This is a genomic window from Microvirga makkahensis, from assembly GCF_009830105.1.
GTDB lineage: Bacteria > Pseudomonadota > Alphaproteobacteria > Rhizobiales > Beijerinckiaceae > Microvirga > Microvirga makkahensis.
Window position 1 is genome coordinate 309969 of the sequence record NZ_WURB01000002.1, and the last position, 25333, is coordinate 335301.

At 63.1% G+C, this 25333-nt stretch carries 21 protein-coding genes; 5 read left to right on the forward strand and 16 right to left on the reverse strand.

Features of this window, described 5'->3' with window-relative positions; genetic code table 11:
- Positions 1–97: 97 nt before the first annotated feature.
- The 9 genes from GR328_RS04370 to GR328_RS04410 all read right to left on the reverse strand — a co-directional run bounded on the left by GR328_RS04370 (position 98) and on the right by GR328_RS04410 (position 9868).
- Complete coding sequence (locus GR328_RS04370) at positions 98–1153, reverse strand: AbrB family transcriptional regulator (RefSeq protein WP_246215695.1); 1056 nt, start codon at positions 1151–1153, stop codon at positions 98–100.
- Between the two features lie 295 nt (positions 1154–1448).
- Positions 1449–2474, reverse strand: coding sequence for a YeiH family protein (locus GR328_RS04375; RefSeq protein WP_246215696.1), 1026 nt, complete (start codon positions 2472–2474; stop codon positions 1449–1451).
- Between the two features lie 92 nt (positions 2475–2566).
- Positions 2567–3736, reverse strand: a complete 1170-nt coding sequence (metK, locus tag GR328_RS04380) for a methionine adenosyltransferase (protein ID WP_160883296.1) — start codon at positions 3734–3736, stop codon at positions 2567–2569.
- 58 nt (positions 3737–3794) lie between these two features.
- Positions 3795–5309, reverse strand: a complete 1515-nt coding sequence (locus GR328_RS04385) for a tripartite tricarboxylate transporter permease (RefSeq protein WP_160883297.1) — start codon at positions 5307–5309, stop codon at positions 3795–3797.
- Between the two features lie 10 nt (positions 5310–5319).
- A complete protein-coding gene (locus GR328_RS04390; RefSeq protein WP_160883298.1) occupies positions 5320–5829 on the reverse strand; it encodes a tripartite tricarboxylate transporter TctB family protein in 510 nt (169 codons plus the stop codon).
- A gap of 23 nt (positions 5830–5852) precedes the next feature.
- Entirely contained in the window at positions 5853–6824 is a 972-nt protein-coding gene (locus tag GR328_RS04395) for a Bug family tripartite tricarboxylate transporter substrate binding protein (protein ID WP_160883299.1), read from the reverse strand.
- A gap of 312 nt (positions 6825–7136) precedes the next feature.
- Complete coding sequence (locus GR328_RS04400; RefSeq protein WP_160883300.1) at positions 7137–7886, reverse strand: SDR family NAD(P)-dependent oxidoreductase; 750 nt, start codon at positions 7884–7886, stop codon at positions 7137–7139.
- Positions 7879–8781 (reverse strand): aldolase/citrate lyase family protein, encoded by a 903-nt coding sequence (locus tag GR328_RS04405; RefSeq protein ID WP_160883301.1) that lies wholly within the window; start codon positions 8779–8781, stop codon positions 7879–7881. The genes GR328_RS04400 and GR328_RS04405 overlap by 8 nt, the downstream gene beginning before the upstream one ends.
- 40 nt (positions 8782–8821) lie before the next feature.
- Positions 8822–9868, reverse strand: coding sequence for an AbrB family transcriptional regulator (locus GR328_RS04410; protein ID WP_205789726.1), 1047 nt, complete (start codon positions 9866–9868; stop codon positions 8822–8824).
- Between the two features lie 149 nt (positions 9869–10017).
- Here GR328_RS04410 and GR328_RS04415 point away from each other — a divergent pair, with 149 nt between their 5' ends.
- From GR328_RS04415 to GR328_RS04425, 3 genes are read left to right on the forward strand one after another with little or no spacing between them, the layout of a single operon-like run.
- Positions 10018–11097, forward strand: a complete 1080-nt coding sequence (locus GR328_RS04415) for a mandelate racemase/muconate lactonizing enzyme family protein (protein WP_160883303.1) — start codon at positions 10018–10020, stop codon at positions 11095–11097.
- Positions 11098–11111: 14 nt separating this feature from the next.
- Positions 11112–12647 carry an acyl-CoA carboxylase subunit beta gene (locus tag GR328_RS04420; RefSeq protein WP_160883304.1) on the forward strand — a complete coding sequence of 512 codons (1536 nt, stop codon included), beginning with the start codon at positions 11112–11114 and terminating at the stop codon, positions 12645–12647.
- Between the two features lie 8 nt (positions 12648–12655).
- Positions 12656–14857 carry an acetate--CoA ligase family protein gene (locus GR328_RS04425; RefSeq protein WP_160883305.1) on the forward strand — a complete coding sequence of 734 codons (2202 nt, stop codon included), beginning with the start codon at positions 12656–12658 and terminating at the stop codon, positions 14855–14857.
- Between the two features lie 31 nt (positions 14858–14888).
- On the opposite strand, the gene GR328_RS04430 is transcribed toward GR328_RS04425, so the two are convergent.
- From GR328_RS04430 to GR328_RS04445, 4 genes are all read right to left on the reverse strand, one after another.
- A complete protein-coding gene (locus GR328_RS04430) occupies positions 14889–15755 on the reverse strand; it encodes a helix-turn-helix domain-containing protein (RefSeq protein ID WP_160883306.1) in 867 nt (288 codons plus the stop codon).
- Positions 15756–15868: 113 nt separating this feature from the next.
- Positions 15869–16441, reverse strand: coding sequence for a biotin transporter BioY (locus GR328_RS04435; RefSeq protein WP_160883307.1), 573 nt, complete (start codon positions 16439–16441; stop codon positions 15869–15871).
- Positions 16442–16459: 18 nt separating this feature from the next.
- A complete protein-coding gene (locus GR328_RS04440; RefSeq protein ID WP_160883308.1) occupies positions 16460–17821 on the reverse strand; it encodes an acetyl-CoA carboxylase biotin carboxylase subunit in 1362 nt (453 codons plus the stop codon).
- Between the two features lie 8 nt (positions 17822–17829).
- Positions 17830–18051 carry a biotin/lipoyl-binding carrier protein gene (locus GR328_RS04445; protein ID WP_160883309.1) on the reverse strand — a complete coding sequence of 74 codons (222 nt, stop codon included), beginning with the start codon at positions 18049–18051 and terminating at the stop codon, positions 17830–17832.
- A gap of 86 nt (positions 18052–18137) precedes the next feature.
- Here GR328_RS04445 and GR328_RS04450 point away from each other — a divergent pair, with 86 nt between their 5' ends.
- Positions 18138–18977 carry an HTD2 family dehydratase gene (locus GR328_RS04450; protein WP_160883310.1) on the forward strand — a complete coding sequence of 280 codons (840 nt, stop codon included), beginning with the start codon at positions 18138–18140 and terminating at the stop codon, positions 18975–18977.
- 456 nt (positions 18978–19433) lie between these two features.
- On the forward strand, positions 19434–19898 hold the full coding sequence (locus tag GR328_RS04455) for a PaaI family thioesterase (RefSeq protein ID WP_160883311.1): 465 nt from the start codon (positions 19434–19436) through the stop codon (positions 19896–19898).
- A gap of 170 nt (positions 19899–20068) precedes the next feature.
- Here the strand turns inward: GR328_RS04455 and GR328_RS04460 are convergent, their stop codons facing one another.
- From GR328_RS04460 to GR328_RS04470, 3 genes are all read right to left on the reverse strand, one after another.
- Positions 20069–21409: an HlyD family type I secretion periplasmic adaptor subunit gene (locus GR328_RS04460; RefSeq protein WP_160883312.1), complete on the reverse strand. Its 1341-nt coding sequence runs from the start codon at positions 21407–21409 to the stop codon at positions 20069–20071.
- A gap of 11 nt (positions 21410–21420) precedes the next feature.
- Complete coding sequence (locus GR328_RS04465) at positions 21421–23337, reverse strand: type I secretion system permease/ATPase (RefSeq protein ID WP_425487008.1); 1917 nt, start codon at positions 23335–23337, stop codon at positions 21421–21423.
- Positions 23338–23404: 67 nt separating this feature from the next.
- Positions 23405–25303 (reverse strand): hypothetical protein, encoded by a 1899-nt coding sequence (locus GR328_RS04470; protein WP_160883314.1) that lies wholly within the window; start codon positions 25301–25303, stop codon positions 23405–23407.
- Between the last annotated feature and the right edge of the window lie 30 nt (positions 25304–25333).

Genomic DNA, 25333 nt, shown 5'->3' on the forward strand with positions numbered 1-25333 from the left:
TTGAGCGTCTGCAGACTGCAGGGACTCAGCACGTATGCGAGACAATCAGAAGCCCGCTTCGTGAAGCAAGGGCGATCCTCTTAAGCGGCCTTCCAGCTCAAGAGTGCTTGAGGATCGTGAATGCCGGTCCAGCGCCGACCATGACAAGAACAACCCGAATGATGTGATGAGTGGCAACGAACGCCACGTCGATGCCCAACGATAGGGCCACGAGGCTCATCTCAGCCAAGCCGCCAGGCGAATAGGCCAGGGTGAGAGGAACAAAATCGTAAGTGGAAACGTAACTGATCCCACTGGCGAAAAGGAAAGTGATCGTCAGCAGAATGAAGGTCGATCCTATCGATATGACCAGAATACGTATGATTTCGCGTGGCGATGTTCCGGCGAAACGGCATCCGATCGTGGTTCCAAGAACGACCTGAGCCACGTTGACGATTTCGTAGGAAGGCACGAAGTGCGTCCACCCGAGCATGTGAACAGCAGCGCTCACCAGCATGGGACCCAGGAGAAGTCTGGCCGGCAGCCGCAGGATCTTGCCGATGATCGCACCGGCGACCACGCTCGATGCGAGCCATGCGTGACTGGTCCACGGCGCATCCAACACTGACAGACCAAGTTGAGGGCGCGCCCCAAGAGCAACTCCGCTGATGAGCTGCATCAGGAATGGCAATGTGAGGACTACGAGAAGCACACGGGCCGAGTGGACGAGAGCAATCTTACCTGCATCGCCGCCCTTGGTCTCGCCCAGGATCACCATCTCGACAAGACCGCCCGGCATTCCCGCAAAGAAGGCTGTTGGAACATCGAACCCGGCAACGCGCCGGAAATAAGTCACACAGACAGCACCGCTGACGATAACAAATCCCGCAAGACCAATTACGGTCGGGCCCCAGGTCGCGATGTTTCCGATGGTTTGCGAGGTAAAACCTGTTCCCAGCATGACCCCGATGACCATGGTCATCGGAGGGCGAATGATCGCGGGAGCCCCGATCGGTACTCGCAGGACAGCTGCGACCGTGCATGCCGTCATGGAGCCCAGCATCCATGGCAAGGGCAAGCCTAAACGAGCGAACAGCCATCCGCCAAACGTTCCAAGGACTATGGCTGCAAGGAACCGTCCGTATCCGAACTGAGCAGGCGAAAAGCTCCGCATCCAGGACCGCGAAGTGTCCGTGAGCTTTCTGATGACGATCTCAACACCCGAGTTCACCTGCCGAGGCTCTTTCTCTTCTTCCCTTGCAGGGAACGTCTAGCCGAAGGTCGTGGTGTTCACAACGCCGCTTCGTTCTCCTGCGTGAACGCGGTTTGTGGATCCCGGCTGCGCAACCCCGATGAAGGATCCTGACCTAGCCATGAAAAGCCCAGAAGTTCGCACGCAACTCTTCCAGAAGCCCTGTGACGGCGCCGACCGAAGCGCAGGAGAGGCGTCGACAGGTAGAGGAGAGCTTCTAAACCACAAACAACCCGGCTGTCACCGTGATGAGGATGATGAGAGTCGTCCCCGTAAACACGGCAATATGCCGCCAACCGATGCGCAGGAGAGAGGTCAACGAGGTACTCAGCCCCAATGCCGCGATGGCGATCAGCATTCCCCAGCTGGAAAGTTGGATGAGGGTGCTCCTGATCGGCGCATAGACAGGCTGGAGATCCGGGACGAGCGGCATCATGCTGTTGACGACACTCAATCCGAGGAATGCTAGCGCGAAGACCGGAACGGGCACTTTGGCTGCGGCGTGCTGAGCGTTGCTGCGTGTGAACCACCAGCCGATCGCGAGCACGGCCGGAAGGAGCAGGAACACGCGAAAGAGCTTGACGATCACCGCAGTGTTGCCGACAGGCTCGGACACTGCATAGCCGGCCCCGACGACTTGGGCCATGTCGTGAATTGTGGCCCCGAGCATGATGCCAGTCCTCTGGGCATCCAGACCGAGCAGAACGCACAACGGCGGATAGAGGATCATGACAAGGGTCGAGACGGCGTTGGCCGCTACGACCGTGAACGCCACATCTGCTCCTTTCTGCGGATAGGAAGGCACCACGGTTGCTGTCGCGAGCGTCGCCGATGCTCCGCAAACAGCCGTGGCGGCGCCCGCAAGCACTCCATAGCCGTCGCCGACCTTGAACCACCGCGCCAAGTAAACGCCGGCGGTGATCGTCAGCGCCATGGCAGCCATCATCAGGAGCGCGGATGAGAGGCCGAGTTCAATGATATCGCTCAAAGCAATGCGAACCCCGAGCAGGCCGATAGCGATACGCAGGAGCTTCTTAACGCACCAAGCGATGCCTGGCTGGAGCGTAGGGCGTGATGCGAGGCCGTTGAGGGCGATTCCGACGATCAGGGCGATTACAATGGCCGGCAGCGTATACGACCAGCCTGTCACTCCCTTGAGGGCTCCCGCGAACACAGGCTCTGCAAAATACGAGCTTGTGGCCACCGCAGCCGAGAGGGCGATGCCCGGGCCGAGGCTGCGCATCGTGCTCACGACTCCCTCTGCCGAGTCTTGGGTTGTCGCGGCGGCTTTCGACATTATCGTACCTATCGTTCGTGATGCTTTGTTGTGGATCGTCAGATCGCTCGCCTGAGAAGATCGACGAGATCCAGCCGTTCCCATGGAAACGAGCCATTCTCGTCCCCTGCCCTCCCGAAGTGCCCATAGGTGGCAGTCGGCTGGTAGATCGGACGGGCCAATTGCAGGCGGTCGATGATGCCCCGTGGCGTAAGATCTACGTTCTCCCGGATCACCTTGCCAATCCGCTCGCTCGGAATAGGGTCAGAGCCCTCAGCCTGAACATAGATCGAGACAGGCTCGGGAACGCCGATTGCGTAGGAGATTTGAATGAGGCACCGGTCCGCGAGGCCCGCCGCGACCACATTCTTGGCCAAATGCCGGGCCGCGTAGGCCCCGGAGCGATCAACCTTGGTCGGATCCTTCCCGGAGAAGGCGCCGCCGCCATGCAGAGCTGCGCCGCCATAAGTGTCTACGATGATCTTGCGGCCGGTCAGGCCGGTGTCGCTCTCGGGGCCGCCGACGACGAAACGCCCGGTCGGATTGATCAGAACGCGCTCGGCTCCTTCCTCCCATCTTTGGCGGACAGTGTCATCAAGAACAGCCAACACGAGCTCCCGCACGTCGTTCTGGGACAGGTCTGGTCGATGATGGGTCGACACCACGACCGTGTCCACGCCTACAGGTTTGCCGCGCTCGTAGCGAACCGTGACCTGGGATTTCGCGTCGGGCAGGAGACCGGCAGCGCGACCGGACTTGCGAGCGGCCGCCAGATTCCGAAGGATCTGGTGTGCGAGAACGATCGGAGCCGGCATCAGCTCGGGCGTCTCATCGCAGGCATAGCCGAACATCATGCCCTGGTCGCCTGCGCCCTCGCTGCGGCGGTCGCCTGCGTCCACCCCCCTGGCAATATCCGGAGACTGGCTGTGGACGAGGACGGAAATGTCGATACTCCGCCAGTCGAATCCCGGAAAGTCGTAGCCGATGCTCCGCACTGTACGCCGGGCAATGTCCTTGAGTGTCTCGGAATCCAGCTGCGCGGCACTGCGAACTTCGCCAGCGAGCACAACCGTGTTTTTCGTGCAAAGGGTCTCAAGGCCCACCCGGGAGTCCGGATCCGCACGGAGATAGGCATCCAGGATGGCATCGGAGATCTGGTCGCAGACCTTGTCGGGATGCCCCTCCGAGACGGATTCACTCGTGAAAAGAAAGTCGTTCGCATCTAGCATCGGCTCGATCTCTTGGCTGCCCGGCGGCGGGCCGCCTGTCATGGTTGGCAATCACTCGCTACACTGCCTTGCTGGGATAGCCGGCCGCCTCCACACTGGTCCTTCGGCGTCGGCGCACAGTCTGGATCAGCGGCAAGACGAACACCACCAGCGAAATGGCCAGACAGACAGCCGAGATCGGCTGGGAGACGAATACCGTCATCTCGTCGCCCGACATCACGAGAGCGCGGCGGAAGTTCGATTCCATCATATAGCCGAGAACGAGAGCGAGAATGATCGGGGCTGGCTCTATATGCACCTTGGACAGACCATAGCCGACGATGCCGAAACCGATGGCGACCCAGATCGAGAAGATGTCCTTCGACTCCGAGAAGGTACCTAGAAGACAGACCGCGCAGACGATCGCGGCGATCACGCCGCGCGGAATCTGCGTCAGACGGACCCAGAGCCGGGTACCATAGAGGCCGAGCAGGACCATGAAGGGCATGCCCACGAGAAGCGAGATGTAGATAGAGTAAGGAATCTCGGGATGCTGGCTGAAGATCAGCGGCCCGGGCGCGACACCGTGGATCGCCAGCGCGCCGATGAGCACGGCGGTGCTGGCCTTGCCCGGGATGCCAAGCGCCAGCATGGGCGCCAACGCGCCCGGCATGCAGGCGTTGTTCGAAGTCTCCGCGGCTACTACGCCCTCGGGGTTGCCGCTGCCGAAGCTGTCCGGATTTTTCGAGAGGCGCTTCTGCACCGTGTAAGCGACGATCGATGCGATGGTTGCGCCGGCACCAGGAATGACGCCGACGATGTAGCCGATGAAGGTGCTGCGAACCATGTTGCCCATGTGAGGCTTCATCAGACCGAGCTGACCGGAAACGCCGGGAATGTCCCGCATCGGCGTGGCAGGTTCATCGGTCGTCTCGAGCATGCGCAGCACCTCGGACAAGGCAAACAGGCCGATCAGAGCCGATACAAACGGAACTCCGCTGAGGAAGCCGTCGTCGAAAACGAAGCGCGGCAGCCCATCGACCGGGTCCGTGCCGATCGTGGTCAGAAGCAGACCGAACAGGAGCGCAATGAACCCGCGGATGATGGAATTCCCGGACAAGGTTGAGATGAGACTCAGCCCGAGAACCGCGAGCGCAAAGTATTCCGCAGGTCCGAATGCAAGCGCGAATTTGGTCATCCAGCTGACGGAGAAGATGAGAAGGATCGTGCTCAGAACGGACCCGAAGGCAGAACCCAGGATGGACAGGGTGAGCGCGTGGCCCGCCTCGCCTCGCCTCCGCATCGGATATCCGTCGAGAGCGGTGATTGCCGCGGACGGTTCGCCCGGCGTGTTGACGAGAATGGCCGGGATGGCACCCGAGTACTCGGAGGCCATGTAGACGGCGATCAGCATGACCACCGATACCACAGGATCGAGGCCGAATGTGAAGGGAATGAGCAGGGCCATGCCGACCCCGGCCGAGAGGCCGGGCAGCGCTCCAACGAGATAGCCGACGAAAACGCCGGCGAAGAGACCCGCAACGACCTGCCAAGAGGAGAACGCCGCCAGCCCAGCCGTGAATCCTTCGATCATTGATGACCTCTCACGAGAGCGGGGTTTGCAGGATCATCTCGAAGATGATCTTGGTGAACAGGAGAAAGCCGGCCACGCAACCGAAGACGAGAAGCGGCCGTGTGATGCCAGCGATATAAAGAAGGGCGGTGAGGAAGATTCCCATCGCGAGATAGTAGCCGGCGTAGGACATCATGAGCGGGAAAGCGACAAGTAAAAGAACGCCAATCAGCACGTGGAGAGGCCGGCGAATCGTGGACGATTCACCGGCTTGGCCAGTCGCCAAGCGCCACACAGCCCCACCGAGGAGACCAAGCGAACCAAGGAGCAGAAGAATGGCCAACCCCTTGGGGAAATCGGCCGCGCCGATGGCGGTGCCCGAGTAGTCCGGCAGAGCACTCGCCTCGACCAGGAACCACACGGCGACACCCGCGAGCCCGAGCCCGGCGACGATGTCGCCAAGCTCGGACCTGATGGTGACTTCCGTCGCCGGGGGCAGCGTATTCTCGTGCGTGCGGTCATCAGCCAAATTCATGGACATGGCTTTGTCTCCCACGGTTGGGTTCATCGTTCCAGTGAGAGAATCTGCATCCATTGCTTGGTCAATGCGTCCTGCTGCTTGGCATATTCGGTGAACTCCTTAGGGCCAAGGAACGCGGGAACGAGCGAGGATTCGTTGATGTAAGTCTTCATGTCCGGCGCCTCAAGCGCCTGCTTGATGGCGTTCGCGAGCTTCTCCTTGATCTCATCGGGCATGCCCTTCGGCCCAATGACGCCACGCATCTGCTGCCAAGACGTATCCGCCTTGTAGCCCTGCTCGGCCAGGGTCGGAGCATCGGGAAGCTGAGGCACCCGCTCGTCGGCCATCACTCCGATCACGCGCATATTGCCGGCCGTTACATGGTTCTTGACGAGGTCCACATAGGCGATGGCCACTTCCGAATGGCCACCCAGCACAGACGTCACAGCGTCGCCCACGCTGTCGAAGGGCACCCAACGCACCTTGCCCGAATCGAGGTTGGCCGCCTTGGCCATGATCTCCCAAGCGAAGTGACCGCCCGAGCCGCGCACGAAGCCCGCCATCACCACGCTACCCGGCTTGGCGTTGGCAGTGTCGACGAGATCCTTCATCGTCTTCAACTTGCTGTCGTTGCGGACCACAACGAGGTAAGGCTCGTTCACCAGTCGCGCGATCCAGTCGAAGCTGTCGACATTGTATTGCTTGAGCGTCTGATTGAAGGCTCCAATATGCGTGCTCGTCACCGACGCGATCGTGTATCCATCCGGCTTGGCCTTCTTCAGGTCGGCCAGCTGCGCCGCGCCACGTCCACCGGCTTTGTTCTCGACCGGCAGCGGAACCCCGAGAGACTTCTCCAGCAGCGTGGCGAGCTTGCGCGCCATGATATCTGTCGCCCCGCCGGGGGAAACGTGCAGAATGTAGCTGATAGGCCGTTCAGGATATTCCGCTCTCGCTGCCGCCGAATTCGCTATGACGGCGACGGCGAGACTTGCTGCGGAAATAAAACGAAGCAACATGATGGTTTCCTCCACTTGGCTTTTTTCTGGAGGCCTGCTTGTCTGCCGGCTCGTTGCTCTTGGGGTCCTCCTGATGCATGTGCGGGAAGAACCCTGCTTTACGGTGCAGATCCTCGGTGCACCGTCCCGCTTATCGAAATTAACAGACGCCTTCCCCTAGTGTCGTACCCGGATCATGAAGAGTAGTTGCGATTGATGCAACCATTTATTTTGCAGCCAATCGGTTAAATGACGTCCGGGAATCCGGCTATTCCTGGAAGGCTGTCAGGAGATGCCCGACAGGGCCGCTAAGGCGGCTGCGGACCCAAATTATCAGCCTCCCATATGCCATCCACCGTTCACATGGATGATCTGGCCGGTCATGAAACGGGTGGAGGGCCCTGCTAGAAAGCGGGCCATTCCGGCAATCTCATCAGGTCTGCCTGGACGGCCGAGGGGAACCGGCCGGGTGCGGAAGTGCTCGGGCACGGCGCCCGCGCGGGCAGTCTCGATATAGCCCGGCGAGATGCAATTGACCGTGATCCCCGAGGCGGCAAGTTCGGCGGCCAGGGCTCGGGTTAGACCCGCAACTCCTGCTTTCGCGGCAGCCACATGGGCGCGGTGGGTCACTCCCGCATGCGCCGCAACTCCGCCCATCATGATGATCGAGGCCGCATCGCTTTGGCGCAGATGAGGCAAAGCCGCCTGCGAGCACAGGAACGACACGTCGAGAATGCTCGACACCACCCGCCGCCACTCATCGTATCCGATTTGGGATACTGGATTGTCCGAGCGGAGGGCTGCGTTGTTCACCAGAATATCGAGCGATCCGAAATGCCCGATGCAGGCCTCCACCAGCATCTTTGCGGCTTCGGGATCCGTAAGGTCGGCCAAATGCACGGCAGCTCTTCCACCGCCCGACCGGATCATGGCGGCGGTTTCCTCGGCTTCGACCCGGGAGCCTTTGGCTGCGATCATGACGGACGCGCCGCCCTCGGCCAGCGCCAGCGCGATGGCGCGTCCGATATTCTTCGCGGCTCCGGTGACGATGGCAACGCGGCCCGACAATTCGCGATCAGCCATTTCGATGCTCCCGAGCGGACGATGCTTCCCTGTTCCGGGCGCTGACGGTGAGGATACGGCGTGCGATATCGAGATGCAGCCGCTCGACCATCTGCCCGTTGACCTTGACGACGCCGGCGCTGGCCTGGGCCGGATCATCGAAGGCAGCTTTGACGGATTCGGCCCAGGCCACTTCCGCCTCGGAAGGCGAGAAGATCCTGTTGCAGGGCTCCACCTGCTTCGGATGGATCAGGGTCTTTCCATCCATGCCGAGATCCCGCCCCTGCTCGCATTCGCGGCTGAAGCCCTCGATGTCCTCAAGATTGTTGTACACGCCGTCGAGGATCGCCAAACCATTGGCGCGGGCGGCGGCGATGCAGTTCATGAGCCAGGGCAGCATCGCCGAACGGTCCTTGCTCAACCTGACGCGGGTGTCCTTGGCAAGATCATTGGTGCCCATCACGAACAGGGCGAGACGGCCGCCCTCGCCTCGCGCGGTATCGGCGATGGCAAGTGTGTTCAGCATGGCCCGCGGGGTTTCCATCATAGCCCAGATCCGGGTGGTCTCCGGCGCGGCCTGCTCGTCCATCCGCCGCGCCACAGCCACGATGTCGTCCGGCGCCTCCACCTTGGGAATGAGGATTGCATCGGGACAGGCCGCGCAGGCCGCCGCAAGGTCATCGGCACCCCAGGGCGTGGAAAGCGCATTGATGCGGATGACAATCTCGCGGCCAGAATAGTTTCGCGTCTTCACGGCCTCGCATACCTGGCTGCGAGCCTGCGCCTTAGCGTCCGGCGCAACGGCATCCTCAAGGTCGAAGATCAGGGCGTCAGCCGGGATCTCACGGGCTTTTTCGAGAGCGCGGGCGTTCGACCCGGGCATGTAAAGGGCGCTACGGCGTGTCAGTTCTGTCACGATCATCTCCTGAAAGATTGGGTTAAGCATCGAGCCGGCATTAGTCGGGGGCTCCTCTCGCGGTCCGGCGCGCGACCGTGGTCCTGAAAAGGAGCGGTGCGCCCACGTTGCAAATGACACCACGTCCGGCCTGGAAGGCCGTGACGAGCGCGGCATCCGCACCGATGGATTTCGCGGTGAGAACCATTTCGGCCGTCCCTCCTGTCGCGAAGCACAGAATCATAGTCGGAAGGTCAACTTCCGCGAGGCCGTGAAGCAGCCCGGCAAACAGCGCCATAGCAACGGCCTGCACGGCGATGACAGGTATGGCCATGCTCATCCCGCGCGGTAGTCGGCGGAGCGTCGTCTTCCCGAAGCGGGAACCAAGATTGAGGCCGAGCGCCACTTGCGCTGCAGCGAGCAGCGGCAACGGCATGCGCGCCTCTACAATGCCAGTGCCGGAAAGCGCGGCGAGCGTCATCATGGGCCCGAGGAAATAGGCTGCCGGAAGCCGCGCGAGCACACCAAGCCACCCGCCCGCCGCCCCCGCCGCAATGGCCACAAGGAGCATGGGGTTGAAGGACGCTGTCGAAGCCGCGACAGCCTGCCGCTCCGTACCCGGGATCAAGAGCATCAGGGCAGGCACCACCACAACAATGACCGCCACGCGGAGGGCGTGAATACTTGCCACCGCAGCCGGATCAGCACCGTAGCTCGCACTCGTCTCAGCCATTTCGGCAATGCCGGCTGGAATGGTGGCAAAATAGCAGGTGGCGGCGTCCAATCCACTCAGGCGCGCATAAAGAGGGAACAGGAGACGCGCGATCAGGAGATTGGCCAAAGCGGCAACGGGAATGAGGTAGCCCACCTCGACGATGCGGTCCGCAACGACCGATGTGACGGTGAGGCCCACCGCGGTGCCCGCCAGAGCCAGGCCCGTCCGATAGACGACAGGCGGCGGGGGGCGTCCGATGCCTGAAAGCGTCAGCACCATCGTTGCCAATGTCGCACCCACCATCCACGCGAGCGGAAGCCCGAAGGCGGAGGCCGCCGCTCCGCCGAGCGCGGCGGTCAGCGCGCGCGCCGCAAACCCAGAAATCCATTGCACATCAAGGGTCTTCACAAATGGCTCGCAGATCGTGGAGCGATACGCCCCGCAGCATATTGCAAATGGTAGAGCGGCGTAGTAGCAATAACAACCACTAAATGCCAGAGCCGACGGAATCCCTGTTTCAAAGCCGCGCAAGAGGTCAGTCCATGCCTGTCGTCAGCCGCGTGACCCTCCGGCATCTCAAGATGCCCCTGGTCAGGCCCTACCGCCTCTCCTACCGAACGTTCGAGGAATTCGAACCCTATCTCGTCGAGATCGAGGACAGCGACGGCCGATCCGGCTTTGCTGACGCGCATATCTCGCCGGGTTCGAGCAGTGAGACCCGCGAGGGGGGCTGGCGCTTCGCGTGCGAGCGCATAGAGGAGATCCTCGGGCTCTCCGGCGGAGCCGCGAAGGACCGCCTGCTTGCCCGATTCCCGGAAAGCAAGGCCGCCACGACGGCGCTCGTCAGCGCCATCGAGGTGATGGAGCGAAACGACAATCTGCGCATCACCCAGCCCGCGACCCTGCCCCTCCTGGTGCCGGTAAATGCTCTGACGAGCGAAGAAATCGGCCGGGAGGTGGCGGATCTGCTCGCGCAGGGCTTCACGACCTTCAAGGTCAAGGTCGGAAAGGACGTGGACGGAGATCTGCGCCGGGTTGCCGCCATCCAGGACGCCTCGCGAGGCCGAGCGACCCTGCGTCTCGATGCGAACCGCGCCTATACGCGAGACCAGGGCGTCGCCTTTGCGTCGGAGCTTCGCCCGGACGGCATCGAGCTCTTCGAACAGCCCTGTGATGCGGACGATTGGGACGCCAACGCGGCGGTCGCAGCCGCCTCCCGCGTGCCGCTGATGCTCGACGAGCCGATCTGCACGCTCGCCGACATCGAGCGTGCTGCGACCATCGAGAATGTCGGCTACTGCAAGCTGAAGCTCAAGCGCTTCGGCGGCCTTGATCGGTTGCGCGAAGGTTTGGACGCGGTGCGGGCGCGAGGCATGCAGCCGGTGCTCGGCGACGGCCTCGGCAGCGAGGTGCAGGGCTGGCTCGAGGCCTGCGTGGCGACGCATACCATCGACAATGCCGGCGAGTTCAACGGCTTCCTGAAGCCTCACGACCGGCTGTTCGAGAATCCCCTGCCCTTTTCAAACGGCTCCATCCACTTGCCGGAAGGGTACTGGCCTCGCCTCGACCGGGCGGCGGTTGACCGCTTCACCATCCAACAGCGCAGTTTTCACAAATCATAATGGGAGGAATACCAATGGCGCACGACACGATGCTCGCCGAACTCGAACGCCGCAGAGGCGCGGCCAGGCGTATGGGTGGCGAGGACAAACTCGCCAAGCGCAGAGATCGCGGACAACTCAACGCCGAAGAACGTCTGACTGCGCTCGTGGACAGGGGCAGCTTCATGGAGGTGGGACTGCTCGGAGCGTCCGGCGTCTTCGAGTCGGACATTCCGTCCACGCCACGCGACGGCAAGATCACCGGATTCGGGAAGATCGACGGGCGCGATGTCGGCGTCGTCGTCAACGACTTCACGACGAAAGGCGCGTCGACCAGCGCAACCAACTCCAAGAAGATGGGCTATATCCGCAAGGTATGCACCGAGAAGGGCATGCCCTTCGTGCATATCGGCGAGTCGACCGGTGCCCGCCTTCCCGACGCCATGGGCTCGAAAGGAATGGGGTCGATGCTCGGCAACGACCCGACTCAGTTTCGGCGCATGCGCGACACGCCCTGGGTGGCCGCGGCGCTCGACACCTCGTTCGGATCGTCGGCCTGGCTGTGCTGCTGCGCGGACTATGCCGTGATGAAGAAGGGCTCGATCATGTCGGTGTCGAGCCCACGCCTCGTCTCGATGGCGATCGGCGAGAAGGTCGATCTGGAGGATCTCGGCGGATGGCGGCTCCATGCCGAGCAGACCGGTTTGATCGACAATTTCGTCGACACGGATGAGGAAGCGATGGCGGCCATCCGGCATTTCCTGTCCTACATGCCTTCCCACAACGGCGAGCTGCCGCCGGTTGCGCCCGTCACCGAAGGATCGGGCGAAGGCCAGGAGCAGATCCTCGACGTGCTGCCCGAGAAGCGCACGCAGGTCTACGACATGAAGAAGATCATCAGGATCATCTTCGACCGCGACAGCTTCCTCGAGATCAAGCCGCGCTTCGGCAAGCCTGCGACGGTGGGCCTGGCGCGCCTCGATGGCAAGACGGTCGGCGTCATTGCCAATAACCCGCTGGTGGGCGGCGGCGCACTCTCGGCGGAGGCCTGCCGCAAGATCATTGATCTTACGGTGCTCTGCGACAGCTTCAACATTCCCATCATACGCCTCATGGACACCCCCGGCTTCGTCGTCGGTCTCGATGCCGAGCGCCGCGGCGCTCCAGGGCACATCATGAACTTCATGAACGCCACGAGCCTGACAACGGTGCCGTCGATCACCGTGATCTGCCGCAAGGCCTATGGCCGCGCCTATGTGGCCATGGGCGGCGGCACCCAGAACGACGCCATGGTGGCTTGGCCCACTGCCGAGGTGAGTTTCATGGACCCGGTCTTCGCGACCAGCATCGTCAAGAATCTCTCGCCGGGTCAGGAAGGATTCGAGGGTGCTCTCGCGGAGATCCAGAAGGACCTCGAGATCTGGGACATGGCGCGAATCTTCTCCGCCCATGACGTCATCAAGCCGCAGGAAACCCGCAACTATCTCATCCGGATGCTCGACATCCAGCAGCGCCGGCGCTCGAAGGGTCTCGGACAACACCTGATGCGCACCTGGCCCACGAGCTACTGAGGCAGATCATGAATCATCACGACATCACCAACGCCACGGCACTCATCGCCAAGGCCCGCGCCGAGGGCCGCACGGCCCTCGACGAGAGCGCCGGCAAGATGCTCCTCGCACGGTTCGGAATCCGCAGCCCGCGCTCGGCCGTCGCCGCCGACGCCAAGGAGGCCATGGCCATCGCCGAAGGGCTCACGCCGCCCTTCGTGGCAAAGGTCGTCTCGCGCGAGATCCTGCACAAGTCCGATGCGGGCGGCGTAGCCCTGAACCTGACCGATGCTGCTGCGGTGGGCGCTGCCATCGAGGCTATGCAGGCAAAGCCGAAGATCGCATCCGCCCAGGTTGAAGGCTGGCTGGTCGAGGAAATGATCCCGGCAGGACGCGAAGTGGTGGTCGGCGGTTTCCGCGACCCGCAGTTCGGCCAGATGATCATGGTGGGCCTCGGCGGCATCTTCGTCGAGGTTCTCAAGGACGTCTCGTTCCGGATCTGCCCGATCAGCGCCAGCGATGCGCGTGCCATGCTGGCAGAGCTGAAAGGCCACGAACTCCTCAGGGGAGTCCGCGGTGAGGCAGGCGTCGACGAGGATGCCCTCGTGGACCTGATGGTGCGCATCGGCGGCGAGAACGGTCTGCTGATGACGCTCGGGGACGAAATCGCGGAGGCGGACCTCAACCCAGTGATCGTCTCATCCAGCGGCGTGATGGCGGCGGACGCGCGCTTCCTTCTGACCCCTGAGGGGAATCAGGCGGAGAGCGAGGGAGAGGCCGCGCCCCACATGCCGCCGCTCCAGGCGTTCAGACCTCTCTTCGAGCCCAAGACCATCGCCGTTCTCGGAGCCTCGACGAAGGATGTCGCCATCGCCAATACGTTCATCCGGCGGCTGAAGGAGTTCGGTTATGGCGGCGCGATCTATCCGATCCATCCGTCCGCGACCGAGATCGAGGGCTGCAAGGCCTATCCCAGCCTCGCCAGCACGCCCGAGCCGATCGACTACGCCTATGTGGCGATCGGAGCGCAGCGCATTCCCGACGCTATTGCCGAAGCCAAGGGGCGCTGCCGAATCGCCCAGGTGATCTCTTCCGGTTTCGGCGAGGTGGAGGAAGGAAAGGAACTGGAGAAGGACCTGCTTCGGAAGGCTAGGGATTCCGGCGTTCGCGTGATCGGCCCCAATTGCCTCGGCACCTACTCGCCGCGCGGAGGGCTCACATTCCCGTCCGGAGCGCCGAAAGAGGTCGGACAGGTGGGGGTGGTGGCTCAATCCGGCGGCCTGAGCACCGACATCATCAAGCGCGGGCAATGGCGCGGCTTGCGCTTCAGCGGCCTCGTGACCATCGGCAACAGCGCCGATGTGACGCCGCATGAGTTGCTGGAGTACTATTTCGCCGATCCCCAGACCCGGGCAATCGGCCTCTACATCGAGGACGTGAAGGAAGGCCGGGCGTTCTTCGAGCTCCTGCGCTCGCCTCTCGCCACCAAGCCGGTCGTCATCCTGAAAGGCGGGCGCTCCAGTCAGGGACGCATCGCGGCGGCGTCGCATACCGGCGCGCTCGCCGGTGACGACAAGGCGTGGGACGCGCTGACGAAGCAGGCTCCCGTGGTGCTGGTTCCGACCGTGGATGCCTTCATCGACACGCTGCTCGCCCTCCAGCATCTGCAGCTTCGGCCCTGGAAGCCGACCAAGGCGGTGACGCTGTTCGGGAATGGCGGCGGTTCGAGCGTTCTGGGCACGGACGCCTTTGCGGCGGTCGGCCTCGATGTCTCGCCCTATTCGGGCCGGGCTCGGGAGTTGCTGGAAGGCCTGGGCCTGCCGCCCGGCACCAGTGTCGCCAATCCGATCGACACGCCCGTGCGGACGTTGCAGGAAAGGGACGGCTTCGTGGCAGGCGAGATCCTGGACATCGTCTACGAACACGCCAAGCCCGATGCGATCGCCATGCACCTCAACCTCGCGGCCTTCGTCGGGCGCGGCACGGTCGATCCCATCGACAACCTTTTCTCTGTCGTCGCGCAGACGCAGGAAAAGTGGCCCGGCGTCGCCCATTTCGCACTGGCCCTCAGGACCGATGGTTCCGCCGAACTCGACGAGCGTCGCCGTCACTACCGTGACAAGGCCAGGGAGATCGGCGTACCGGTCTTCGACGAGATCGCCCCCATGGCCTTGGCTCTCGCCAATGTCGGCCACCTCGAAGGTCGGTTCGCCGCGAGAGGCGGCGCCTAGGAATGTGCAGAGACGACCGGGCTCGCGTTGTTCAGAGCCCGGTCTTTTGCTTGAACGAGACGATCTGCTCGGGAGAGAAGCAGGCCATGCGCAGGGCCTTCAGATGCGGTCCGAACTCCGCATCGATCTGGGGCCCGAATCGCGCGAAGATCTCGGCCATGTAGTAGTCGTGGCGGATCAGAGACTGCGCCAGGTTCACGATCGGCCGGTTGCGCGAATGGGCGGCCGTGACCTCGCCATCCAGGGCTGCGGTCAGCATCTCGGTATGATCGACCGCGACTGTGAAGAGATTGTCCGCGGAGCCCATGCGAACGCCACTGCCCTCGTGGATGTAAACGCGGCAACGGTCGGTGAACCGGAACTCGTCCGCATCGAAGCCGAACAGAACGATCAGCGTCTCGACGCCGCGCTCGGCGGCGGCTCTGAGGGCGGCCTTGTGCCGCCGCAGCACTTCATCGGCGGCCTTGATCCAGATCACCTCGCGGCTGTCGGAGATCAGGTCGTGGATCTTGTCATGGACGGCGACTTCGCCGCGCAGGGTCCAGACATATTGATCGTCGGCACTCGGAGCGATGGCCGACAGGCGCTCGGCAAGATCGCTGCAGAGGGTTTGCGTTTGCCGCGCGATGGCGTCGAACAGCTCGCTGGGTTTGGCTGCCACATAGCGCACCGGAGTCTCGCTGACCGGCAGCACGGCGGCACGCTGGGCGAGAGCCTCCAGCGCCTGGTATGTATTGGGCCTTGGAACACCCGTGCTCTTCGAAATCTCGTACGCCGTCGCAGGCGACTGGCGCAGGAGCTGGATGTAGACCCGCGCCTCGTATTCCGTGAATCCAAGGCGTCTCAGGTCGCCCGAAAGTTCATTTGACGTATGGGTAACTGCTAGCTTGCCGGCCACGAGGAACCTCCATTGCGAGAACCATTACCCGACGGGCTGTTGCGAGGCAAAGACAGGAAGCGGGCTCGCCGAGCCCGCTTCCGTTGCGCCTTGTGCCATACCTTCTCGTTATATCATAGGATCCTCGGGAGCCCCTTCCAAGCCATGGGAAGCAGCACCGCAGCGAGGGAGGCCTTGACCGCGTCGCCCACCAGGAATGGGGCAACGCCGACGAGAAAAGCCTTCTCGGCGCCCAGCAGTGCCGCCAGCCAGGCGAAGCCGAAGAGCGTGATGACCGCGGAGCCGAGAAGCATTCCCAACAGGGTGAGCGGGATAGAGCGGCTCCAGTTGTTTTCCGCGAGCCAGCCCGTCAAGGCCGCGGCAACCAGGAATCCGGCAAGATAGCCCCCGGTAGGGCCGGCAAAGTGGGCGATCCCGCCACCCCCGGCGAACACCGGCAGACCCACAGCCCCTTCGGCGAGGTAGAGCGCCACGGTGGCTGCCCCGAGTCTCGATCCGTATACGAAACCGATGAGCAGCACGGCGAAGGTTTGCATCGTAATCGGCACGGGCCACATGGGAACCTTGATGTGTGCGCAGACTGCGATCAGCAGACTTCCGGCCACGGCGAGAAGCGCGCCCCGTGCAAGACGGCGATGCCCGCCTGGAGCCCAGGCGGCGTCGATCAGAATGGGAGCCGATGACATGGTTTTCTCCTTTTGCGCTCACGCGGCGATCAAATGGGTGCGCCGGTTGTCGATGAAGCTGGTATGGACGTCGCCCCTGGCGAACTCGCCATCGCTCAGGCAGGCGACCAGGAAGTCGCGGTTGGTCCGCACACCCTCGATCCGAAAGGCCGTCAGGGTGTCGATCAGGCGCTGGCGGGCTTCGGTCCGGTCCTCGCCCCAGGCGATGACCTTCGCGAGCATCGGATCGTAGAAGGGCGTAACCGTATCGCCGCTCCGGTAACCGCTGTCGATGCGCACATGCGCCACGTCCAGCGGCCCCGTGAAGGCTTCCAGGGTGCCGGGCGACGGCATGAACATCTTGGCCGGGTTCTCCGCATAGAGCCGGCCTTCGATGACGTGCCCCCGGCACGTAACCTCGCTCTGATCCATTCCCTTGAGAGCGCCGCGGGCGAAGTCGAGCTGCATGGCGACGAGATCGTGCCCCGTGACCATCTCCGTCACCGGGTGCTCGACCTGGATACGCGTGTTCATCTCGAGGAAGTAGAATGCGAAGGTTTCCGCATCGACGATGAACTCGACCGTCCCTGCTCCGCCATAGCAGACCGCGCGAACGAGGCGCAGCGCGGCCTCGGCCATCTCCTGGCGCACGGCATCCGGCAGGCCCGGCGCCGGGCTTTCCTCGATCACCTTCTGGAACCGCCGCTGCAGGGAGCAGTCACGTTCGAAGAGGTGTACGGCGGTACCATCCCCGAAACCGAAAACCTGAATCTCCACATGGCGGGCCTTGGGAACGAAGCGCTCCAGGAACACCGACCCGTCGCCGAAGGCCTTGGCCGCCATGGACTGTGTGGCCACTACGGTTTCGGCGAGCTTATCCTCGCTGTCGACCCGGCGCATGCCGATGCCACCCCCGCCAGCCGCGGCCTTGACCAGCAGCGGATAGCCCACGTCCCGCCCCGCCTCGCTGAGGCCATCGAGAGCGTCCGGCTGGAACCTGCGGGAGCCGGGCACGATCGGCACCCCTGCCTGTTCGGCAATCTCGCGCGCCCGCTGTTTATCACCCATGCTGCGAATTACGTCCGGTGCAGGACCGATCCAGGTGAGGCCATTGGCGATCACCCGCTCCGCGAAATCGGCGTTCTCGGAAAGAAACCCGTAGCCCGGATGAATGGCGTCGGCGCCGGAACGGGCCGCCGCACCGAGGATGGCATCGACTTTCAGATAGCTGTCCCGCGCTGACGCGGGGCCGATGAGATGCGCTTCATCCGCGGCCTCGACGTGCAACGATCCGGCATCGGCCTCCGAGAAGACGGACACCGTGGAGAGTCCGAGCGTCCTGCACGAGCGAAACACCCGGAGCGCGATTTCTCCGCGATTGGCAACAAGAACCTTCTGCATCCTTGGCCTCATACCTCGATCCGCGCGACGACGGACCCTTCTGTGACGGTATCACCTTCAGTCACGAGGATTTCTGAGAGGCGGCCATCCTCCGAGGCCATGATCGGAATCTCCATCTTCATGGACTCCATGATGATGATGGGATCGTTCTCGCTCAGCCGATCCCCCACCTGCGCCACGATCTTCCAGATGTTGCCGGTGATTTCGGTCTTCACGTCCACAAGGCTCATTTCGCGCTTCCTCCTCGGCCATTGCCGTTGACTGCGAACTTAAACCGGCCCAATAGTAGTTGCAAGAGCTACTACGGAAAGAGTTGATGACTGAGACCGGAATTTTCAAAGAATGGATCGGGCGCACCGAAACGGCGAAGCAGGCGGCGGAGCGCTGGCCGATCCTTGGCCTCTGCGCGCTTCTGGACAAACACGAGGCTCCAGGGCCCGGCGATCCCATCCCGCCCGCGGCGCACTGGACCTATTTCGGCCCGACCGTTCCCCAGTCGCAGATCGGAGCCGACGGCCATCCGGAGCGCAAGGGATTGCTGCCTCCCATCGTTCAGCCGAGACGGATGTGGGCTGCAAGCGACATCACCTTCTCGGGCGAGATCCGGGTCGGCGACGTCATGACCAAAACTGCGCGGATTGCCGATATCTCCGAGAAGGAGGGAAAGACGGGATCGCTGATCTTCGTCAACATCGACAACCGCTACCATGTCGGCGGTACGGAGGTTCTCTCGGAGGTGCAGACGCTCGTCTATCGCGATCATCCAGGTCCGGGAGAAGCCCCTCCACCGGTCAAGGCGGCTCCCACCAGCCCAGCCTGGTCGCACCGGATCGACCCGGACCCCGTCATGCTGTTCCGGTATTCGGCCGTGACCTTCAACGGCCATCGCATCCACTATGACGAACCTTATACGACGCACGATGAAGGCTATCCCGGCATCATCGTGCAGGGGCAGTTGACGGCGACGCTGCTGCTCGATCAATTCCGCACGCGCTTTTCCGGCCGCCCAATCCGAAGCTTCAACTTCCGGGCCGTCAAGCCGCTCTTTTCCGGGCGACCGTTCTTTCTCGAGGGTGCGGAAAAGGATGACGGCTCTTACTCGCTGTGGGCCCGTGATGAGGAGGGCGGATTATCTATGGTTGCCACGCTTAGCTAAGAGAGTTGCCAATCGATGGATCGACGAAAAGGGCTGCGTGCGCGCATTCCGGCAGCGTTCGTGCGGAGTACGGACACCGGGCCGACAAGGCGTACAGAAACCTCCGGGAGAAATATGGTGACATTCAACACCGAACCTTTGCTCGCATGCGGGTGCGCAGAGGATCCCGATGGTTCCGGCCGGTCGATGTCGCTCTCTCAGCAGCGTCGGTCTTGCCGGACTTGGCGCCGCGGCGGGGGGCGCGCTCCAGCCTGAAGGACAACGGGTCCTCGACAGTTCCGGCGAGGAATAGGGCTCGTCGTCCTGAGCGAACGCTCCTCGATGACCGAGCCCTCGAGCATCTGCTCAATGGGGGACCATGCTGATCTTGTTCTTCCTCCGCAACAACAGCCAGGGCCCGCAGGCTGAAGCTAACCCGGATGCCCGCCTCCTCCCGGTCCATGGAGCGAACACCCTATGACGGAGCCTTCACCTGAGCTTATATTCGCGGCTGCGACAGGCTTTGAGCCGGCGAGCGAAGGTTGGGAGATCCACCCTGATACAGGATTCATCGGCTTGATCGGCCCTTTCTGGCAACGATGGGATGGCGAGCGCTGGATACTAGGGCTCGTAACGCAGCCAAAGCATCGCAACCGTCGTGGCGTCGTGCAGGGCGGCGTACTGATGACCTTCGCCGACCGGGCACTTGGGATGACGGCGTGGCACGAGACCGGACATCAGCCACAGGCAACCATACAGCTCGATGTTCACTTCGTTGAAAAGGTGCGAATTGGAAGGTTTGTTGAGTCACGATGCCAGGTGGTGCGGCGTACACGCTCGCTGGTCTTTGTGGGTGGCACCCTCATTGCCGATTCCCGTGTGGTCGCAACAGCAAACGGTATCTGGAAAATCCTTGACAGGTCAAAGACCTCCCCGGGCTGAGAAGGGGCGTATTCAGGTGAGCGGACCCCGCGAAAGGAGCCGCACTTCCAGCGAGAGGAAATCCACGAGCTGGCGCAAGCGGGCATTCTCGCACTCCGTAATTTTCAGGCCCTGGTCTGCTAGAACCGTAGGTTAGCCTGCCGGTGAGGCAGCTTTCACGATGTGCAGCATCAAGACTCCCGGAATGCCCTCGACATGCTGTCCTTGAGCGGCTGCACCAGATATTCCAAGAATGTCCGCTCCGCCGTCGTGATATAGACCTCCGCCGGCATGCCCGGGGTCGGCTCGAAGTGCTTGAGGTCGCCGGTCTCCTGCTCGCTGAGCTCGACGCGGACGACGTAGATGTCGCTCCGGGTGCCGGCGCTTCTGTCGTCAGGCAGCGCGTCGGCCGATACATAGACGACCTTGCCGTTGATCATCGGTGTAATCCTCTGACTGAGCGCGGTCAGGCGGACCGCGGCGCCTTGCCCGTTGTGAACGTCGTCGATGTCCTGGGGGCGGACCCGCGCCTCGACCACCAGGGGCGCCCGTGCCGGCACGATCTCCATGATGCTCTTGCCCGACTCGATGACACCACCGGGAGTATGATAGCGCAGCTTGACCACGACACCGCTGACCGGGGCCGTGATCACGCCGCGCTCGACCACGTGGCTGGCGGCTCGGATGCGTTCGCGCACGTCGTTGAGCTCTGCCTGCACCTCCTGCAGCTGCTCCGTCGCGACCTTCCTGGCAGCGATGCGCAGCCCCAGGATCTGCTCGTTGATGCGGGCAATTCGCTCCTTGGAGTCGCCTAGCTCGCCAACGAGCCGTCCAGTCTCACCCTGGAGGCTGGCTTGGGCGCGCTGAAGGGCCAGCACCTCCGACTTGCGCACCATGCCTTTCTGTAGGAGGCCGGACTTGGTTTGGAGTTCCTCCTCAATGAGCTTGAGCTGGCGCCCCACCGCCTCCAGCTGGGTGCGCCCGCCCTTGATCCGCTCTTCCAGCGCGTCGATGCCGGTCTTCAGTGTCGCTACTTCACTGTGCAGGTTGGTGCGCCGCGCCTCGAAAGCGTTGCGCTGCGCCACCACGATCTCGGCGATATCCCGGTCGGAGCGGGCCCGTTCGAGAACCTCCAACGGGAACGAAGTCTCGTCCTGGTCGCCGGCCTCCGCGATCAGGCGCGCCTCCATCGCCGCCAGACGCGCCTGCCGTAGTTCGAGACGGCGCAGCTCCGCTTGCGGCGCTGTCTCGTCCAGAAGAATGAGGGGCTGCCCAGCCTCGACCTCGTCGCCCTCCTTCACGAGGATTTCGCGGATCACCCCACCTTCCAGATGTTGGACGATCTTGTTCTGCCCGGTCGCGACGAAGACGCCGTTGGCAACCACTGCGCCGGCGATGGGTGCGCTGCTGCTCCAGAACCCGAACCCGCCCAGCGCTACCGCGATGACCGCGATCCCGTACAGGGTCGGTGCGCGCGTGCTTCGCGGCACGTCCGCGTACCATTCCTTCTGCTGCCCCGCTGCGTCCGTCATGTCACTCCCCCTCATTGGCCCACCGGATTGCCGGGCTTGCGTCCAGCCAGAATTGGCAGGATCTCGTCCCGCGTCCCGAAGGCCTGCACCGAGCCGTCCTTCATGATCATGATCTTATCGACGCTCTTGAGCAGCGCCGGTCTCTGCGTGATCGCCACCACCGTGATCCCGCGCTCCTTGGCCCGCACCAGGGCCCGCGCCAAGGCCTGCTCGCCTGGATTGTCGAGGTTGGAGTTGGGCTCGTCGAGCACGACCAGGCGAGGGGTGCCAAAGAAGGCGCGTGCCAAGCCGATGCGCTGCTTCTGACCGCCCGAAAGAGGGCTACCATCCATGGCGACAACGGTCTCGTACCCTTGGGCGAACTGCGAGATCATCTCGTGCACGTCCGCCATCTCCGCTGCCTCGAAGACCTGCTCGTCGGTGGCGTCAGCGCGCATCCGGGCGATGTTGGCCTTGATGGTTCCAGGGAAGAGCTGCACGTCCTGAGGCAGGTAGCCTACGCTCTCGCCGAACTGCCGCGGATCCCAGTTGCGCAGATCCATGGCGTCGAGCCGCACTGCCCCCGCAGTCGGATGGATGGAACCGACCAGCATCTTGCCCAAGGTGGACTTGCCCGTGCCGGAGGCGCCGACGACAGCCAGCGACTCGCCGGGTTCCAGGGTGAAGTTGATCCCATTGAGGATCACTTTCTTGTTCGGCGGCGGCACGTAGAGCACGCGTTCGACGCTGAGCCGCCCCGCAGGCTGAGGCAGACGCAGTCGCTCCAGGTTGAGCGGCGAATTGAGGAGCAAGGTCCGGATACGGCCATAAGCGGACCGCGCCCCGACAAAGCTGCGCCATCCCTCGATTGTGCCCTCGACTGGGGCGAGGGCACGTCCCGCGACGATCGACGCGGCGATCACCATTCCGCCGGTAAGCTCGTGATTCAGCGCCAGCCAAGCGCCCCACCCTAGCATGCAGACCTGCGTTGCAAGGCGCACCATTTTCGATGCGGCCGACATCAAGATGTTCCGGTCCTGCGCGACGACCTGCGCCTTGAGTGACTCGGCCGTCTCGCTGCCCCAAATCTGAACGCTCTCCGGAATCATGCCCATGGCATTGATCACCTGCGCGTTGCGGGCCATCGCGTCCGCCTGCAGGTTCGCACGCGAGGAGAACGCGCTGGCCATCGAAAACGGGGCATGCGTGATCCGCTGGTTTATATAGGCTACCAAAAGCAGCAGCGCCCCCGTAGCCGTGACGATGTAGCCTAAGTCCGGGTGGATCAGGAACACCACGAGCAGATAGACCGGCGCCACCGGGGCATCGAGCATCATCAGCAGGACAGATCCAGTAAGGAAGCTGCGGACCTGCTGCAGGTCGGTCAGTGTCTGGAACTCTTTGCTCGACCCCGCCTGCGAGGCCCTCGCGGCGGCTGCCAGCACCGGCGCACCCAGCCGGCTTTCGAACTCCACCGCCACCCGCATCAGGATGAAGCGCCGCATCATGTCCATCAACACGTGCGCCATCACGGCCCCGACGACCACAACGCTCAGCATCACGAGGGTGTCGACGCTCCGGCTGGTCAGCACACGGTCGGACAGCTGGAACAGGTAGATCGGCATCGCCAGGATGAAGATATTCACCACCAGCGAGAACACGGCGACCGTGATGAGATTCCGCCGGACCCGCCCGAGCCCTTTGCCGAGTGCCTCGCGAAAATCGCCGTCGCGGAAGCGCCTCTGCAGCGGCGTCCCGCCGCCACCGCCGCCCCCGCCCTTACCCACACCACCACCCCCGCCGCCAGAGCCCTCGGTGGACGTCCTGCCGGAGGCCCCGGCGTCGCCTGCCCTTCGGAAGCGCAGCACCGGAGCCGCGGGAGAGGGAGCTTCCGCACGCCCATGCGGAGCCACGCGCCGTGGTGAAATGGCCTCTGCTGCCGCAGGCAAGATGGCTGCCTCTCTTCTCATAATAGGCACCTCTGATCAGATGTTCCTGGTATTCGGCCGTCAGGGATCAGGTCAGGATCGACCCCATCATGTCGTCATGGACCGCAGCCTCCCGGCCAACGGAAGTGTCGGGAGTGTCGGGCGCATCTTCCAGCAGTCCCGCGAAGGCGACCGCCTCCGATACGAGCGCCATCGTGTCCTGGTTCAGGACAGTGGCCGAAACATCTACGTACTCCGCTTGGACCAAGACGGCGTCGGAGTAATGCTCGCCACCGAGGTACTTGTCGTAGATGGCCCCCACGTCGATGATCTTGGCCATGTTTGCCAGCTGGTTTCCGCCGGTGGTGAGCCATTGCTCCCCCTGGCTGTTTGCCTGGTGCTGGGCCGCGACGTCCGCGTCGACTACGACGTTCGTCTGCGAGATCACATTGATGTCCCAGTAGTCACCGCGCACGACGAGCACGTTGAAATGCCCCGTGGCAGCCCCCCCAAAATTGGCCCACTCGTCGAGGCCCGGATGACCCTGACGGTCGAGGGTCGCAATCAGACTTTCCAATGGATCGGGCACATCCCTGAAATCCTGAACACCCCTGTTCTCGATACTGGCGTCGTTCACGAGAGTGTTGCGTCCGCCGTGGGCCGTTCCCCCGGATGCTCCCTCCCCGTTCATCGGCGCGACAATGTCATCGTCGATCAGGATGTTCGTCTGGGTAATCAGGTTGAACTCATGGTAGTCGCCGAGCACGACGATGATGTCGTAGTCGCCTAGATCCAGGAACTGGGCCGAACTGGACTGGATGTTGCCGCCGACGAACACCGCGCTGTGCGAGGCTGTCGAGTTCTGCACCACCTCGTCATTGTCCGAGATCCAGTTGCGCTGGACGAGCGATTTCACATCGAAGAGGTCGCCATCGGCAATGGTGACGTCGACCTTGAGTCCACTGGGTCCGATCCAGTTGCCCTTCGCAGCAGTTTCGACCTGCTCAGAAACCATCGTTGCGATATTGAGGGCAAGGTTGTCCCCGGTGCTCCCCGCTCCCTCACTCTGAGGCGTGACCTGATCGCGGTCGGTGTAGGCATTGGATTGGATGATGGCGTTCGTCTCGTAGTAGTCGCCCATCACGACGAGCGTGCCCGTCAGCTCGGAGAGATCGCCGATGACCGCGACATTGACGGCCTTGTTGCCGCCCGTCTCAAGAACCTGCGTTCCGTCGCCGCCTGTCTCCGGGGGCTCGGGCGGCGCCGCAGGCATATCCGGCGTATTGTCGACCAGCTCGCCATTGACGTAGGTGCCGGGCTCTGCCTGCGGTCCGGAAGCGCCACCCGCTTCCTTGATCGCGGCATCGCGTTGCTCGACATGGCCCAACCAGTCGAGAGCTGTCTGCCCGGTAGGGACGAGGCCGCCCGGAGTGGCCTCCTTCGCCTCTCCGATGAGGTCGACCAGCGTCGCAGACACGTCGACGGTGTGCATGTCGCTCAGACCGGCTTCAGCGTCGCCCCCGAAGCCGTCGTCGTCGTCCATCAGATTCGTCTGCACCACCGAGGCGAGCTTGTCGTTCCCGCCCTCCTCGTAGACGGCCGCATAGGCCGGCGTCTCGCCTTTGAGCACCACCGGAGCATGAGCACCACCGGGGGAGACTGCCGGTTCCGATTGCGGCCTCAGGCTCTCAGCGCGGAGCGGAGCGACCTCGATCGGTTCTGCGCCGGGCCTCGCCTCGACCCGCATGACGGCGGCCTCAAGGGGAAACACCGGAAACGAGGGTATGCTCACCCGCAGGCCGCCTGAGGCAAGTTCAGGAAGTTCCTCCACAACGCGACCATCGGGGCTCGAGGGAAGCGTGTAATCGCCGCTGGCAGAGGAATAAGCGCTCCCGTCATGTGCGTCCCGGCTGCCAGGCGTGCTCTCGAAGAGGCGGAGGTAGCCCGCGAAATGCCAGATGATCTCACCAGTGGCGCCGTCCGACATGTTCTCCCCCCATGTGCGCTGTTACGCCCT